At 72.4% G+C, this 13,670-nt stretch carries 18 protein-coding genes; 8 read left to right on the forward strand and 10 right to left on the reverse strand.

Features of this window, described 5'->3' with window-relative positions; genetic code table 11:
- Positions 1-129: 129 nt before the first annotated feature.
- The 5 genes from JAV76_RS01335 to JAV76_RS01355 form a co-directional block, all read right to left on the reverse strand.
- Positions 130-927 carry a hypothetical protein gene (locus JAV76_RS01335; protein ID WP_198732209.1) on the reverse strand — a complete coding sequence of 266 codons (798 nt, stop codon included), beginning with the start codon at positions 925-927 and terminating at the stop codon, positions 130-132.
- A 125-nt stretch (positions 928-1,052) separates the two neighbouring features.
- Positions 1,053-1,838, reverse strand: a complete 786-nt coding sequence (locus JAV76_RS01340; protein ID WP_198732210.1) for a DUF1129 domain-containing protein — start codon at positions 1,836-1,838, stop codon at positions 1,053-1,055.
- On the reverse strand, positions 1,835-2,221 hold the full coding sequence (locus JAV76_RS01345; RefSeq protein ID WP_230401684.1) for a PadR family transcriptional regulator: 387 nt from the start codon (positions 2,219-2,221) through the stop codon (positions 1,835-1,837). The genes JAV76_RS01340 and JAV76_RS01345 overlap by 4 nt, the downstream gene beginning before the upstream one ends.
- Positions 2,222-2,318: 97 nt before the next feature.
- Positions 2,319-3,236 carry a cation diffusion facilitator family transporter gene (locus JAV76_RS01350; protein ID WP_198732212.1) on the reverse strand — a complete coding sequence of 306 codons (918 nt, stop codon included), beginning with the start codon at positions 3,234-3,236 and terminating at the stop codon, positions 2,319-2,321.
- A complete protein-coding gene (locus tag JAV76_RS01355) occupies positions 3,233-3,610 on the reverse strand; it encodes an ArsR/SmtB family transcription factor (protein WP_198732213.1) in 378 nt (125 codons plus the stop codon). The genes JAV76_RS01350 and JAV76_RS01355 overlap by 4 nt, the downstream gene beginning before the upstream one ends.
- A 327-nt stretch (positions 3,611-3,937) precedes the next feature.
- Between JAV76_RS01355 and JAV76_RS01360 the strand changes: the two genes are divergently transcribed.
- The gene (locus tag JAV76_RS01360) at positions 3,938-4,090 is read left to right on the forward strand and encodes a hypothetical protein (protein ID WP_198732214.1); all 153 of its coding nucleotides are present in this window, start codon (positions 3,938-3,940) and stop codon (positions 4,088-4,090) included.
- Entirely contained in the window at positions 4,087-4,521 is a 435-nt protein-coding gene (locus JAV76_RS01365; RefSeq protein ID WP_198732215.1) for a hypothetical protein, read from the forward strand. Before JAV76_RS01360 ends, JAV76_RS01365 begins: the two co-directional genes overlap by 4 nt.
- Before the next feature lie 43 nt (positions 4,522-4,564).
- On the opposite strand, the gene JAV76_RS01370 is transcribed toward JAV76_RS01365, so the two are convergent.
- Positions 4,565-5,038 carry a hypothetical protein gene (locus JAV76_RS01370; protein ID WP_198732216.1) on the reverse strand — a complete coding sequence of 158 codons (474 nt, stop codon included), beginning with the start codon at positions 5,036-5,038 and terminating at the stop codon, positions 4,565-4,567.
- Between the two features lie 295 nt (positions 5,039-5,333).
- Positions 5,334-5,663 (reverse strand): hypothetical protein, encoded by a 330-nt coding sequence (locus tag JAV76_RS01375; protein ID WP_230401685.1) that lies wholly within the window; start codon positions 5,661-5,663, stop codon positions 5,334-5,336.
- A 316-nt stretch (positions 5,664-5,979) separates the two neighbouring features.
- Between JAV76_RS01375 and JAV76_RS01380 the strand changes: the two genes are divergently transcribed.
- Genes JAV76_RS01380 through JAV76_RS01405 form a run of 6 tightly spaced genes read left to right on the forward strand, consistent with a single transcriptional unit; the run spans position 5,980 to position 11,806 of the window.
- On the forward strand, positions 5,980-6,630 hold the full coding sequence (locus tag JAV76_RS01380) for a M15 family metallopeptidase (protein ID WP_198732218.1): 651 nt from the start codon (positions 5,980-5,982) through the stop codon (positions 6,628-6,630).
- The gene (gene alr / locus JAV76_RS01385; protein ID WP_198732219.1) at positions 6,627-7,829 is read left to right on the forward strand and encodes an alanine racemase; all 1,203 of its coding nucleotides are present in this window, start codon (positions 6,627-6,629) and stop codon (positions 7,827-7,829) included. The genes JAV76_RS01380 and alr overlap by 4 nt, the downstream gene beginning before the upstream one ends.
- The gene (locus JAV76_RS01390) at positions 7,826-8,839 is read left to right on the forward strand and encodes a D-alanine--D-alanine ligase family protein (protein ID WP_198732220.1); all 1,014 of its coding nucleotides are present in this window, start codon (positions 7,826-7,828) and stop codon (positions 8,837-8,839) included. The genes alr and JAV76_RS01390 overlap by 4 nt, the downstream gene beginning before the upstream one ends.
- Entirely contained in the window at positions 8,836-9,852 is a 1,017-nt protein-coding gene (locus JAV76_RS01395) for an acyltransferase family protein (protein ID WP_198732221.1), read from the forward strand. Before JAV76_RS01390 ends, JAV76_RS01395 begins: the two co-directional genes overlap by 4 nt.
- A complete protein-coding gene (locus JAV76_RS01400; RefSeq protein WP_198732222.1) occupies positions 9,849-11,114 on the forward strand; it encodes a sensor histidine kinase in 1,266 nt (421 codons plus the stop codon). Before JAV76_RS01395 ends, JAV76_RS01400 begins: the two co-directional genes overlap by 4 nt.
- Complete coding sequence (locus JAV76_RS01405) at positions 11,111-11,806, forward strand: response regulator (protein WP_198732223.1); 696 nt, start codon at positions 11,111-11,113, stop codon at positions 11,804-11,806. The genes JAV76_RS01400 and JAV76_RS01405 overlap by 4 nt, the downstream gene beginning before the upstream one ends.
- On the opposite strand, the gene JAV76_RS01410 is transcribed toward JAV76_RS01405, so the two are convergent.
- From JAV76_RS01410 to JAV76_RS01420, 3 genes are all read right to left on the reverse strand, one after another.
- Entirely contained in the window at positions 11,799-12,413 is a 615-nt protein-coding gene (locus tag JAV76_RS01410; RefSeq protein WP_198732224.1) for a GNAT family N-acetyltransferase, read from the reverse strand. The two genes, JAV76_RS01405 and JAV76_RS01410, sit on opposite strands and share 8 nt — an antisense overlap.
- Before the next feature lie 81 nt (positions 12,414-12,494).
- Entirely contained in the window at positions 12,495-12,893 is a 399-nt protein-coding gene (locus JAV76_RS01415) for a hypothetical protein (protein WP_198732225.1), read from the reverse strand.
- A gap of 120 nt (positions 12,894-13,013) precedes the next feature.
- Positions 13,014-13,496, reverse strand: coding sequence for a DUF2247 family protein (locus JAV76_RS01420; protein ID WP_198732226.1), 483 nt, complete (start codon positions 13,494-13,496; stop codon positions 13,014-13,016).
- Between the last annotated feature and the right edge of the window lie 174 nt (positions 13,497-13,670).

A 13,670-nucleotide genomic window follows, 5' to 3' on the forward strand; every position in this document is an offset into this window, starting at 1 on the left:
ATCCACCCGTGGGGGCATCCTCCACGCCGCCGGGGTGCCCGTGGAGTCCAGAAGGATGAGCCGGGTACCGACCCTCGGGCGGATGCCCTGCTGTCCGCCCGTCGGCCCGGATCGCGCCTGCCCGACAGGTCAGGCGGGGGGCAGCCCGAACCAGATGAACGCGAGGATCCCGGCGGTCCACAGGAGCATGACGAACGGGTTCAGCCGCAGCCAGATGCGCGACCACCGAGAAGTCGGGGCTTCGGCGGGGTGGAGCGGCGAGGAGACCGGGTCGGTGACGTCGTCGCTGTGCCAGCTCGACAGCTCGAGCCCGACCCCTCCGAGGAGGACGAGGCCCGCCACCACCATGACCGGGACCGCCGGAATGGTGGCGATGACGCCGTCGAGCAGCAGGAGCGGGAGGAATGTGAGGGCCGCGAGCGCCCCGAAGAGGACCACGAAGAGGAGATTCGAGCGGAACGTCCCATGGAGCAGGAACCGCAGCACGGCGTCGGCGAAGGCCACGAAACCACCGATGCAGGCGAGGACCACGGCGAGGGACACGACCTGACCGACGGTGAGCTCCATGGCCCCGAACCTGCGCCAGTCGCTGAACGCCCAGACGAGGACGAGCATCCCGATCACCTGGACGACGGACGGGATCGCGGCGCGGAAGATCCCCGCTGTCCCCGACCCGGGGGCGGCGGGCAGGTCGAGGCTGCGGGCGTAGGCGACGGGTTCCCCGAAAGCGTCGGCGGCGGGCTGACCGCTCTCGGCGCAGTGGGACTCGACCTCGCTCAGGGCCTCGCCGATGTGCTCGCCGCTCACGTCGAGGAGGCGGAGCTCGATGATGAACGCCTCTGCCCACGTCTCCTCGACGTGGGGGGCGAGCTCGCGCTCGGTCGAGTAACGGAAGGCCGCGTGCTTCTCCTTGAGCGTGCGCCTCATGGGGTCTCCTCGGGGTCGGTGGGTGCGGGCGCACCGGTCTGGGGGTTGGTGGGCGTGATGATGGCGGACGTGAGGCCCACGAAGGCGGACCACTGCACCGGCCGACGGGGTGAGAAGGCTCCGCCTCAGGCGACAGGGACCGTGAACCAGACGAGCACCAGCAGGCCCGCCGTCCACACGAGCATGATGAAGGGGCTCACCCACTTCCAGACGCGCCACCCCCGGGAGGTCGGGGTGTCGGCGGGCTGGAGCGGCGAGAGGACGGGGTCGTCGACGTCGTCGCGGTGCCAGCGTGTCAGCTCGAGGCCGACGCCTCCGAGGAGAACGACGCCCCCCATCACCATGACGGGGGCCGGGGGGACGGTGGCGATGACACCGTCGAGCAGCACGAACGGGATGATGACGAGGAACGAGAGCGCCGAGAAGAGGAAGGTCGCTCGGAACGGTGCGCGGATCACGAACCGCAGCACTCGGTCGGCGAGGACGACGAGCGCGGCGATGTCGGCGAGGACCACGGCCAGCGTCACCACCTGACCGACGGTGACCTCCACGGCACCGAACCGCCGCCAGTCGCTGAACGCCCAGACGAGGACGAGCATCCCGATCACCTGGACGACGGACGGGATCGCGGCGCGGAAGATCCCTGCGGTCCCGGAGCCGGGGGCGGCAGGCAGGTCGAGGCTGCGGGCGTAGGCGACGGGTTCCCCGAAGGCGTCGGCCGCGGGCTGGCCGCTCTCGGCGCAGTGGGACTCGATCTCGCTCAGGGCCTCTCCGATGTGCTCGCCGCTGACGTCGAGGAGGCGGAGCTCGACGATGAACGCCTCCGCCCACGTCTCCTCGACGTGCGGGGCGAGTTCACGCTCGGTCGAGTAGCGGAAGGCCGCGTGCTTCTCCTTGAGCGTGCGCCTCATGGGGTCTCCTCGGGGTCGGCGGGTGCGAGCGCACCGGTGCGGGGCGTGGTGGTGGGCGTGATGATGGCGGACGTGAGGCCCACGAAGGCGGACCACTGCTCGGCCCACGCGTCGAGCTGACTGCGCCCGACGGCGGTGAGCTCGTAGTACTTGCGGCCCGGCCCACCGTCGCCGGCGCGCCACTCGACGGTGAGGTGACCGGCGGACTCGAGCCTCTTGAGCAGCGGGTAGAGGGTGCCGCCCTTGACGACGCCCAGGCCGGAGTCGGCGAGCCGCGCCGCGATGGCGTACCCGTACGTGGGGCCGTCGGCGAGGACGCTGAGGACGCACACGTCCATGACGCCGCGCAGCCACTCGCTCGGCCACGGCTCATCAGGTTGCATGACTAGATCATGCATCAACCTAGTCAGACTGGCAACCTACTCACCAGCGCGCGACGCGGCCCGCGCTGTTCGCGGGGCGCGCTAGCAGCGAAGCGCCCTAGTCGTGCCGCACGCCCTCGTGGGGCCGGTGGCTCACCGGTTCCAGCTGGAAGGTGCAGTGCTCGGTCGCGAAGTGCCCTGCGAGGCACTCCTCGAGGGAGTCGAGCACCGCGCCCGACCTGCCCTGGGTGATGCAGTCGTCGTCGACGACGACGTGCGCTGACAGCGCGGTGACCCCGCTGGTGATGGTCCACGCGTGGAGGTCGTGGACGTCGACGACGCCCGGCACCTCGCGCACGTGCTCGCGGACGGCGTCGAGGTCGAGGCCGCGCGGGGTGGCCTCGAGGAGGACGTCCACGACGTCCCGGAGGAGCGACCAGGCCCGGGGCACGATGAACACCCCGATGGCGAGGGACGCCAGGACGTCGGCCCGCGCGTACCCGGTCGTGGCGATGACGACGCCCGCGACGATGACGGCCACGGACCCCACGAGGTCACCCAGCACCTCCAGGTATGCACCGCGGACGTTGAGGCTCTCGCTCTGCCCGCCGCGGAGGATGAGGAGGCAGACGAGGTTGGCGAGGCCACCGAGGACGGCGACGACGAGCATCGGGCCCGTGGCGACCTCCGGCGGGTCGGCCCACCGCTGCACCGCCTCGACGACCACCCACACGGCGAGCCCGCCGAGGAGGAGGGCGTTGGCGAGCGCCGCGAGGATCTCCGCACGCTGCAGCCCGTACGTGCGGGCGCTCGTCGGCGGCCGTGCGGCGAGCCCGCTCGCCACCAGGGCGATCGCCACGCCCGTCGCGTCGGTGAGCATGTGCGCGGCGTCGGCCAGCAGGGCCAACGACCCGGACACGATGCCACCGACCACCTGCGCGCCCACCACGCTCATTGTGATGACGAGCACCACGACCAGGCGCCTGCGGTGCGCGCCCGTCGCCGTCCCGTGGCTGTGGCTGTGGCCTGCGCTCACGGAGCGACCTGGGCTGTCGGGGTGGCCGTCGGGCAGAGCGTCACCGCGTCCCCGGTGAGCGCGAGGGCGTGCTCCGCGGCGGCGAGCAGTCCCGCCGTGGCGGCAGGGTGGGCGAGGCGGAACACCGACGCGCGACCCTCGGCGCGGGAGACCACGAGCCCGCAGTCACGTAGGCAGGCGAGGTGCTTGGACACCGTGGACTGGGCCAGCCCGAGGTGCGCGGTGAGATCGACCACGCGGTGCTCGCCGAGTGCCAGGTGACGCAGGATCGACAGCCGCGACGGGTCCCCGAGCGCCCGGAAGAGCGACGCCGCGTTCTCGAGCGCACCGACCTCGTCGACCGACACATCGCCGCTGATCTCTATCATCGTCATACGGCGATCATACGCACATTCCGTCGGCGTGCCGTCCTCCAGCCCGTCCGGGCGTGGGTCCCCCCGGCGCCGAAGCTCGCGAGAGACCCCACGGGGACGAGCGAGGAGGACGAGACCGAGGGCTGAGTCCACAGGTCGGGGCTCTTGCGCACGCTCGCGGGGCCGTCCGTGGGAGAGTTCCCCTCGCCCCGCAGGGACCACTGGTCCGTGGCCGCCGGTGGACCGCCCCGAGCACGCCCGCCCCACCCTGTGGGCCGGCGTCGGGGCGGGCCTGTCCGTCCTCGCGCCGACAGGGCGCCCCGCTCACCGTGGTGGCGGGTCGGCACGGTGACCCTCGTCCCGGCGTTCGCTGCCGTCCGGGCCTACCCTCTCCTCAGGCTCCTGTCCGTCGACGGCACCGACGCGGTACTCGTGGGGCTCGCGGTCCCCGTCGCGCCGACGGTGGTCTGCTGGTGGCGTTACGGGAAGGCACGCGGATGACAGCACGGAGAAGGTCGCAGGTGCGCCGGGCCGCCCTCTGGGCGCTCGTGTGCGCGGCGGTTCCGAGCGCCTGGTGGACGGTCGTGTCGCTCGCCGCCGGTGACGGCCGCGAGGTGGGGCTCGCCTACCTGCCGCTCGTCGTGATCCTCACCGCCCCGGTGGGTGCAGCGTTCGGGCTCCTCGCCTGGTTCCTCGACCGCGCGGCGGCCAGGGCCGTCACGAAGGAACCCACGTCCGCACGACCCCAGGTGATCGCCGCCGTCGTCATGCTCGTCCTCCTCACCGTCGTCGCGCAGAACCTCCTCGGTTTCGCGGCCGTCGGAGGCCAGGTGACGTCGTTGATCGTCGCGCTCCTGGTCGCGGCCGTCGTCACGGGCCTGCGGGTCGTGCACTACCGGAAGGTGGCGCGGGCGACCGCGCCCGAGGCCTGAACAAGAACGCGCGAGCGCGCGCCCTCAGATCGCTCGTCCTTCCCTAGAAGACAGTCACGCCGAGAAGCTTGGCAGCTGCCTGGAGGTCGGGGTCACGGTCGCTGAACTGCGCCGAGGCCACGGTGTCGATCGCTGCCTCCACAGCGTGCGCCGTGTCAGTTCCCGGGGAGAAACGACCCATGTCGATCCACAGCGCCGTGGCCTGCTGGTCGGTGCCGTGCCGTGAGGGATAGCGAACCCCCGATGGAAGCGATCCGTCGGGGAGCTCCTGGCTGGCCAACCACCAGGCCAGAGAGCATGTCAGCGCCCTGTCCGGACCGGTCAACGCCGAGACGTCCAGCAGGTTCGGCATGGTGCGGACCCGGTGCCCCGTCGGTGCCCATTCCGCGACGGTGGACCGGAGCAACCCCACGGTCTGTGAGTGACACCGGTCGATCAGGGTCAGATCGGCCCGTGGGCGGATCTGCGCGATCGCACGCGTGGTGCGCCACTGGAGATTGACCGATCCGCTAGGCATGTGGCCAAAGCCTGATGCCTGCCACTCCTGGTGGATCGTCGGACCAGGACCGTCAGGGAACAACGACGCGAGATCACTCAGTCCTGGGTCAGGGACTGCATAGGCGAGAGTCTCGAGGAACGCCCCCCACACGCTGGTCAGCCCCATAGACAGTGGCCCATCCGGGCACGTCGAAGCGCGCCCACGTCAGGTCTGGGCGCCCGGTGCGGACCGGAGGGTTGAGAGGTCCATAGCGATGGGAGAACACCCGCCACAAGGTGCCTGTGCAGGTGACGGTGGGCCAGGGCAGCAAGGCTCAGGCGCCCCAGGATCCGTCGAGGAATGCGGTCGCCGCCTGGAGCACCTCGGTGCACCTGCCCTCGCGGAGGGCGAGCACCGGGGACTGCTCCCCCAGGAGCGGGTTGGCGCCGACGAACCATGCACGCGCGGTGTGCTCGTTCTCCCCGTCCGCCAGGACCTGCCAGACACGGTGCGCTACGCGCATCCGCTCCGAGGCGCCGGCAGAGGGGGTCGTCTCCTTCATCCACCGGAACGGAGCCTTCGCGTCCTTGGAGCCAGCCAGTGCGGCAACGGCTGTCGCCCCGAGATGGTTGACCAGGCGCCGGGCCACCTCGTGGTCGTTCATGCGCGTGGTGTTCCCATGTGCTTCGACGATCGCACTGATCGACATGACGGGTCCTTCCCTCCGTGCCGTGCTGGACAACCTGCTAGACCACCTTACGTCACACCGTATTCACCACTCAAGAACCTACTCTCGATGCGAATGTCGCAGCGGGCGCTGCGCGTCCTGCTCGGCGGGGCCTCCGTCGGGCTCGCGGGCACGTAACCCGGGCACGCCCCGGACACGATCCGTCGGCGGGATGGTGACGTCGGCCCTCTGGTACCGGTGACCGGTACCGGAGGTGGAGGTGAGCGGGCCGCGCGCACGCGAGGGTGCTCACATGATCCTGCTCAGCGACCCTCGCGTCGCCGCCGTCCCCGTCCTCGGACGGGCTGACCCGTTGGTGGAGCTGGGACCGGAGTTCGGCCCGGCCCGGGCCCTGGTCCGCTCCGGGCTCGCCGACCGGCTGGCCGCTGCCCGCGCGTCGCTGCCGACCGGGATGGCGCTCCGCGTCCAGGAGGGTCACCGGCCGGTGTGGGAGCAGCAGGCGATCATCGCGACCTACGCGGCCGAGGTCGCCGCGGCCCACCCCGGTGCGTCAGCGGCCGAGCGGGAGCGGCTGGTCAGCCGCTTCGTGTCCCCCGTCGCGGTGGCACCGCACGTCGCGGGTGCCGCGGTGGACCTCACCCTCACCGGGCCCGACGGCGCCGACCTGGACATGGGCACCCCCATCGATGCGACACCGGAGGTCTCCGGCGGCCGGTGCTTCACCGACAGCCGCGACATCGGCGCCCCCGCACGGGCCCTGCGCATGGTGCTCGGGCGGGCGCTCGTGGGCGCAGGCCTGGTCAACTACCCCACGGAGTGGTGGCACTGGAGCTACGGCGACCGCTACTGGGCGCTCCTGACCGGCGTCCCCGCCGCCCTGTACGGGCCGGTCGAGGCCCCGTCGCCGGTCCGGGAAGCCGCGGTGGCCGGGGCGGGCAGGTGACCCGCCCGGCCACCCTCCCGGCGCCCGCACCCGCGCTCGCAACCGGCCTCGGCCGGCGAGGCCCGAGCGCCCCGGAGCTGTGCGTCGACCTGGACGCGATCGCCGCGAACTGCCGTCTCCTGGCGGGGCGGGTGCGCGGGGACCTCATGGCGGTCGTCAAGGCCGACGGGTTCGGGCACGGCGCGGTCGCCGTCGCCCGCACCGCGGTGGCCTCGGGGGCGACGTGGCTGGGCGTCACCGCGCTGAGCGAGGGGCTGGCGCTGCGCGACGCCGGGCTCCGGGTCCCGGTGCTGAGCTGGTTGAACCCGGTGGGCGCCGACTTCGGTGCCGCGGTGCGGGCGGGCGTGGACCTCGCGGTGCCGTCGGTCCCTCATCTCGCGGCCGTGGCCGCCGCCGCGGGTGACGCACGGACGGGCCCGGCGCGGGTCCACCTGCACCTGGACACCGGGCTGGCGCGCGACGGTGCGTCGCCCGAGGAGTGGCCCGCCCTGTGCCGGGCGGCCCGGCTCGCCGAGCTCGACGGTCGGGTGCAGGTGGTCGGCGTGATGGGTCACCTCGCGCTGGCCGACGTCGGCGGTCCCTCGGCCAACGCCGCCGGGCGGGCGGCCTTCGAGCGGGGCCTGCAGGTCGCCCGGGCGGTGGGTCTGCGGCCTCGGCACCGGCATCTCGCCGCCACGGCCGCCACGCTCACCGACCCGGCCACGCACCACACCATGGTCCGCGTCGGTGCGGGGCTGGTGGGCATCGATCCGTCGGACTCCACGTCGCTGCGCCCGGCGCTCACCCTCACCGCCCCGGTGGTCTCGGTCCGGCAGGTGCCGGCCGGGACGGGCGTGGGCTACGGGCACGCGTGGGTGGCGTCGCGGGCGACGACCCTGGCGCTGCTCCCCGTCGGTTATGCCGACGGTCTCCCGCGGGCGGCCACCGGTCGCGCCGAGGTGCTGCTCGGGGGCCGACGGTGCCCCGTGGTCGGGCGCATCTCCATGGACCAGGTGGTCGTCGACGTCGGCCCCGGGTCCCCCGTCGCCCCCGGCGACACGGCGACGGTCGTCGGCACCGGGCGCGACGCAGCACCCACGGCCGCCGAGTGGGCCCGCTGGGCCCGCACCCTCGAGCACGAGATCGTCACCGGCCTCGGCTCGGCCCCCCTCCGCGTCCTGCGCCGCTTCTCCCCCGACCCCACCTGGAGCCCTTCATGACCTCCCCCACCACCACGACCACGAGGGTCGCCGTCGTCGGCGGCGGCACCAGCAGCGAGCACGACGTGTCCCTGGCGTCCGCCGCCGCAGCGGCGGACGCCCTCCGTGGCGGCCCGTGGGACGTCGTCCCCCTGACCATCGGCCGCGACGGCTCCTGGCACCACGGCGCCGGCGAGGGCGAGCACCCGTTCGACCTGTCCGGGGCGGTCCGCGTCCTCAGCGGCTGCGACGTCGTGCTGCCGCTGGTGCACGGCCGTGGCGGCGAGGACGGGACGCTGGCCGCGCTGTGCGAGCTCGCCGGGGTCCCCCACGTCGGGTCCGGGGTGGGTGCGGGGGCGATCGCGATGGACAAGTGGGTCACCAAGCTCGTGGCCGCCGACCTGGGGCTCGGGGTGGCCCCGGGCAGGTTGCTGACCGCCGCCGACCAGGCGACGGACCACCTGACGCTGCCGGTGGTGGTCAAGCCGGTCTCGGCCGGTTCAAGCCACGGCGTCACCCTGGTGCACCGCCGCGAGGACCTCGACGGCGCGCTGCGTGCGGCGTTCGCCCTGGGCACCCGCGTGCTGGTCGAGGACCTCGTGGTCGGGCGGGAGATCGACGTCGCCGTCCTGGGACGACCCGACGGGTCCCGGGTCGTGGCACCCGCCCTGGAGATCGTCTGCGACGGGGTCTTCGACGCCGACGCCAAGTACGGCGGTGAGGCCGACTTCCGGGTGCCCGCCTCGCTCGACCCGGCGCAGCGGGCCGAGCTGGAGAATGCCGCGGTCCGGGTCTACGACGCCCTGGGCTGCCGGGGTGTGGCGCGGGTCGACTTCTTCCTCACCGTGACGGGCCCGGTCCTCAACGAGGTGAACACCATCCCGGGGTTCACCCCGGCGTCCCAGGTCCCGCGCATGTTCGCCGCCGCGGGCACCAGCTACCCCGAGCTGCTCGCCATGCTGCTCGAGGACGCCCTGCTGGAGGACCAGCCGCTCCGGGCCGGCCGGCCTGTCGCGGTGCTGCAGCGATGACCACCTCCGCGGTCACCGCCTCACCGGTCCAGGGCACACGCATCGACGGTCTGGACCTCGTCCGGGGGCTCGCGGTGGTCCTGGTCATGGCCCGGCACGCGTTCCCCGACGTGGCCCCCGGGGCCGGGGTGGTGGGTGTGGTGGCCTTCTTCACGCTGTCCGGGTACCTGATCACGGGCCTGCTGGTCCAGGAGCACGACCGGCACGGCCAGGTGGACCTGCGCCGGTTCTACCGTCGGCGCGTGCAACGCCTGGTGCCGCCCCTCGTCGCCCTCCTGGTGCCGTACACGCTGGTCACAGCGTTGCTGGACCCGCTCGACGACCGGGCGAGCCTGCTGCGTGACCTCGCGGTCGCGGTCACGTGGACGGGGAACCTGCCGCACCTGGTGCCCGACGGGGCGACGTTCCACCTGTGGACCCTGGCCACGGAGGAGCAGTTCTACCTGGTGTGGCCCGCGCTCCTGGCGGCCTGCCTGGTGGCCGGGCGGCCCCGTCGGGCCCTGGGTGTCGCGATGGTCATCACCGTCGCTGCGCTGCTGGCCACCGCCTGGTGGTCCGCGGGCTCCCCGGAAATCGCCTACGCCCTGCCGACGAGCTGGGCGCCGGCGTTCGTCATCGGTGCGGCCGCCCGGTTGCTGCCGCTCCGGCGTTCCCTGGGCGTCCCTGCGGCTGCTGCGGCGACGGCCGGGCTGCTGGTGCTCGCCGTCATACCATTGCGGGGACACACGTGGACCTACCTCGCGGCCGGTCCGACCATCGCTCTGCTCACCGCGGTGCTGGTCCTGGCGGCGGTGCACTGGAGAGAGGTGACGGCGTGGCCCCTGAGCTGGCTCGTCGCGCTCGGCACCGTCTCCTACGCCGCGTACCTGTGGAACTACCCGCTGACCCTGTGGTTGCGCCCCGTCCCCTTCGGTCCGCTGCTGGCAGCGCTGGCCACGGTGGTCATGGCGGTCCTCAGCTGGCGGCTGGTGGAACGACCGCTCGCCGCACGCTGGGCACGGACCAGCCCTTGAGCTCCCCCGACGGGTGGGCGCGGGCCCGACGGGCGCTCGCCGACGTGGGCCCTGACGTCGTCCCGGCCCTGACCGTCGCCGTGCTGGGCCTCATGGAGGCCCGGTCGGCCGCTGTGGGGACGCCGGGCTCTGGCGTCCCGCTGGGCGCTCTGGTCGTGGCCGTCGCGGTGGCCGTCGGGCTGTGGCGGCGGGCGCCGACGGCCGCGGCGACCCTCGCCTGGGTGACGGTCATGGTGCAGGTGGCCGGCGACGTGCCGCCGCTGCTCACCCAGGCATCGGTGGCCCTGGTCGCGTACGGGACGGCCCGCTGGGGGCGGCACGCCGTCGTCGTGGCCGGAGGGCTCTCCCTGCCGCTGTCCGTCCTGGCGGGGTTCCTCGTCCTGCAGTCGGGGCTCTACGACCCGCCGGACACCGGGAACGTGTCCCAGGTGGCGGCACCCCTCGGCGAGGCGGTGGGTGCGCTCGACGTGGGTGGCACGAGCCTGGTCACCGTGCTCCTGACCGCAGCAGGGCTGCTGGTCGTGGGCCTTCCGTGGGGGGCCGGGGTGACGGTGCGCAGCCTGGTGCGGGCGCGAACCTCCCAGGAGAAGGCCCTGGCGGCGGAGACGCGGGAGGCGGAGACCGCCGAGGTCGCGCTGCTGCGCAGCCAGCAGGCGCAGCTGGCCGCGGACGTGCACGACGTGGTGGGCCACTCCTTGACGGTGATCCTCGCGCAGGCCGAGTCCGGCCAGTACCTGCCCGACGACGACCCTGCCCGCCTCAAGCGCACCCTGGCGGTCATCGCGACCTCTGCCCGGGCGTCCCTGGTGGACGTGCACGACGTCTTGCGCGTGGTGCACGATCCCGCGACCGGACCGGGGTCGACGCATGTCGGTGACCTGGACGAGCTCCTCACCGGTGCCCGGCGCAGCGGGCACCCCGTGGTGCTGGCCGAGTCCGGGCGGCCTCGACCGCTGGAGCCGGACGTGGCCGGTGTGGCCTACCGCGTCCTGCAGGAGATGCTCACCAACGCGTTGCGGCACGGCCGCCCGAGCGCATCTCTCCAGGTGCGCCGGGACTGGGGCGACGAGCTGCGCATGTCCGTCGCCAACGACCGTCCGGTCACGGAGCCTGGGCAGCCGGCTGCCTCGGTGGCGGAGACGGGCAGCGGTCTGGGGCTCCCGGGGATGCAGAAGCGCCTGGCGTCGGTCGGCGGCCGGTTGGACGTCACGGCCACCGCGACGACGTGGACCGCCACCGCTCACCTGCCGGTGCGCGCATGACCGGGGACACCGGCACCGTGGAGCCGGACGACGCGTCGTCGATCAGGGTGATGCTCGTCGACGACCAGGAGCTGTTCCGTGAGGGCGTGCGCATCATCGTGGACGCGCAGCCCGGCATGCACGTGGTCGGCACGGCGGGCGACGGGCACCAGGCGCTGCGGATGGCCGCCGAGCTGCACCCCGACGTGGTCCTCATGGACCTCCGGATGCCGGTGCTGGACGGTGTGGAGGCGACGCGGCGGTTGCTGGCACCGGACCTGGTGGGCAGCAGGGCCACACCGCTTCGGGTCGTGGTGCTGACCACCTTCGACCTCGACGACCGCGCGGCGACGGCCATCCGCCACGGGGCCAGCGGGTTCCTGCTCAAGGACACGACGCCCCTCCAGCTGGCCGACGCCATCCGGACGGTGCACGCCGGCAACGCCGTCCTGGGCCCGAACGACCTCATCGCGCTGCTCGACAGCCACGGCGCCACCCGCGACGAGCTCCCCCACAGCTACCAGCGGCTCACCGAGAAGGAACGCGACGTCCTCGTCGCGGTCGCCCGCGGCCTGTCGAATGCCGAGATGGCCCAGGAGTTCTTCCTCGCCGAGTCCACCATCAAGACCCACGTCGGTTCCGTGCTCCGCAAGCTCGGCCTCCGAGACCGGGTCCAGGCGGTCGTCTTCGCCCACCGGCACGGGCTCACCTGAGGCGGGGCTCCCTGCGCATGCACCACGTGCGGGGACCGTCGTCGGGGAGCCGGACGTCAGCGATGATTTCGAAGCCGAGACGTTCGTAGAACCGCACGTTCGCGACGTCGGAGGTCTCCAGGTATGCAGGGAACCCGGCACTCTCGGCCTCTTCGATGCCGGGAAGCAGCACCGCGGTCCCGAGGCCCTTCCCCTGGGCCTCGGGAGCGGTCGCCACGGTCTGCAGGAACCATGCGGGCCCCTCGGGTCGGTGTGGTTCCACCGCCGCGTCCGCAGAGGCAGCGACGGCAGCCCGGTCGCCACTGAGCTCGACGAGGATCGGTGCGAGCTCCACGAGAGCGGGTGACGGGTCCTGGTCAGGGACGGCCCAGACGGCCACGGCGCGCCCCTCGTCAGCGACCCAGACGCGGCCGTGGACCATCCCGACGCGGGTCAGGCACAGCTCCTGGTACCTCCTGATCCGCTCCCCGTGCCGGTCCGCCGCGACCACGTGGCGCGTGTAGGGATAGTCGGCGAAGGCCCTGGCGAGAGTGTCGACGGCGACCGCGACGTCGGGATCGGTGATGGGGCGGACGGAGGTCGCGTCCTGGCGCCGGGGCGTGGTCATCGGACGATGATGCCAGGACTCTGTCGGGCGTCACGTGGCCGGACTCCAAGGAACTGGCGCGAGATCCTGGCTGTCGGGTCCTCAGATCTCGCTCAGCAAGGACTCTGTTCTGATGCGATACCGCTCCCGAAGGCCCGCGTATACGCCCCATTCGCTGGAATCGAAGGCGACGACGCTCATCGTCGCGGAGTCCCTCAGGTGAACTGGTTGGTCCTTGGGAAACCCAAGGATGACACAGTCGATCACCTGATAGAGCTTCGTGGCGAGCAGACGAAGCTCCTCCTCCGACAGGATCAACCCATGAGGAGCAGCACTTGCGGCTTCTTCCAGGCTGTCCACGGAGACGTCAGCCCCGACAGCGGGGGTCCCCCAGAAGAATGTCAGATGCCACTCGAGGTCTGCGCTGATCACCTGGTCGAGCACTTCCTCCAGGCCCACAAGATGTTCGCCGATGTACATCGACGTCCGGAACGCAGTCATGCTTCACCTTATCCCCGCAGGTTTCCAGCTCCCGAAGGCTCGGTTGGCGACGACGTCGGTCTCACCTGACGCGGAGCGGTCCGTCCGCGCCGGGTGACTCTGACGCCGGCGCGAGTGCGGTCAGCGTCGCGACGCGTATTCGGTCGATCGTCGGTAGAGGTACGCCCTCCATCGCTCCTCGATAGCGTCGACCCCAATCCGAGCGCCCGGGGGCGCCGGCAGGTACCTGACCAGTCCATCGATCTCTGCCGGATAGTCGAAGTCGGCGTAGAGCATCTCGATCACCTGGAGCGGGTCCGCGTGGCCTTCCTTGTGCTCGTGCAGCCAGGCCAGGGCGAGGTAGAGCCATACCCGATCCGGGGCCGAGGCAGGTTCGACCTCGATGGCGTCGACGATCCGCGGCACTCGCCACAGCTCGCCCTTGAAGACGCTCGCGAGCTCCACGACGGGCGGTAGCGCGGCACCAGTTGCGACGAGGTCCTCCGCGATGCCGACGGCCGACGCGTCGTCCAGCCAACCGTTGGCGTAGCCGTAGGCGAGCTCGCCGTGTTGGAGGCGCACCTGGGCGACGACGAACGTCGCGGGCAGCCTGAACTTCACCATGTGGGTCGGTCCCGCGCCCCGGCCCTCATCGACTGCGCGGTGCGCTCCCGCACTCGGCTGGACCACCTACCGATACGACTCGAGCATCGGGGCAACCAGGAGCCGGAAAATACGGGGCGCACGTCAGCCGGCGAAAACTGCGACGAAGCCAACGAGGTACCCGGCAGCTCCAGC

The organism is Sanguibacter suaedae (assembly GCF_016342785.1).
Lineage (GTDB): Bacteria > Actinomycetota > Actinomycetes > Actinomycetales > Cellulomonadaceae > Sanguibacter > Sanguibacter suaedae.

Bases quoted from the DNA above. Each gene is read 5' to 3' on its own strand.
- JAV76_RS01335 (WP_198732209.1), bottom strand. From the start codon at position 927: ATGAGGCGCACGCTCAAGGAGAAGCACGCGGCCTTCCGTTACTCGACC.
- JAV76_RS01340 (WP_198732210.1), bottom strand. From the start codon at position 1,838: ATGAGGCGCACGCTCAAGGAGAAGCACGCGGCCTTCCGCTACTCGACC.
- JAV76_RS01345 (WP_230401684.1), bottom strand. From the start codon at position 2,221: ATGCAACCTGATGAGCCGTGGCCGAGCGAGTGGCTGCGCGGCGTCATG.
- JAV76_RS01355 (WP_198732213.1), bottom strand. From the start codon at position 3,610: ATGACGATGATAGAGATCAGCGGCGATGTGTCGGTCGACGAGGTCGGT.
- JAV76_RS01365 (WP_198732215.1), top strand. From the start codon at position 4,087: ATGACAGCACGGAGAAGGTCGCAGGTGCGCCGGGCCGCCCTCTGGGCG.
- JAV76_RS01370 (WP_198732216.1), bottom strand. From the start codon at position 5,038: ATGCCTAGCGGATCGGTCAATCTCCAGTGGCGCACCACGCGTGCGATC.
- JAV76_RS01375 (WP_230401685.1), bottom strand. From the start codon at position 5,663: ATGAACGACCACGAGGTGGCCCGGCGCCTGGTCAACCATCTCGGGGCG.
- JAV76_RS01380 (WP_198732218.1), top strand. From the start codon at position 5,980: ATGATCCTGCTCAGCGACCCTCGCGTCGCCGCCGTCCCCGTCCTCGGA.
- JAV76_RS01390 (WP_198732220.1), top strand. From the start codon at position 7,826: ATGACCTCCCCCACCACCACGACCACGAGGGTCGCCGTCGTCGGCGGC.
- JAV76_RS01395 (WP_198732221.1), top strand. From the start codon at position 8,836: ATGACCACCTCCGCGGTCACCGCCTCACCGGTCCAGGGCACACGCATC.
- JAV76_RS01405 (WP_198732223.1), top strand. From the start codon at position 11,111: ATGACCGGGGACACCGGCACCGTGGAGCCGGACGACGCGTCGTCGATC.
- JAV76_RS01410 (WP_198732224.1), bottom strand. From the start codon at position 12,413: ATGACCACGCCCCGGCGCCAGGACGCGACCTCCGTCCGCCCCATCACC.
- JAV76_RS01415 (WP_198732225.1), bottom strand. From the start codon at position 12,893: ATGACTGCGTTCCGGACGTCGATGTACATCGGCGAACATCTTGTGGGC.
- JAV76_RS01420 (WP_198732226.1), bottom strand. From the start codon at position 13,496: ATGGTGAAGTTCAGGCTGCCCGCGACGTTCGTCGTCGCCCAGGTGCGC.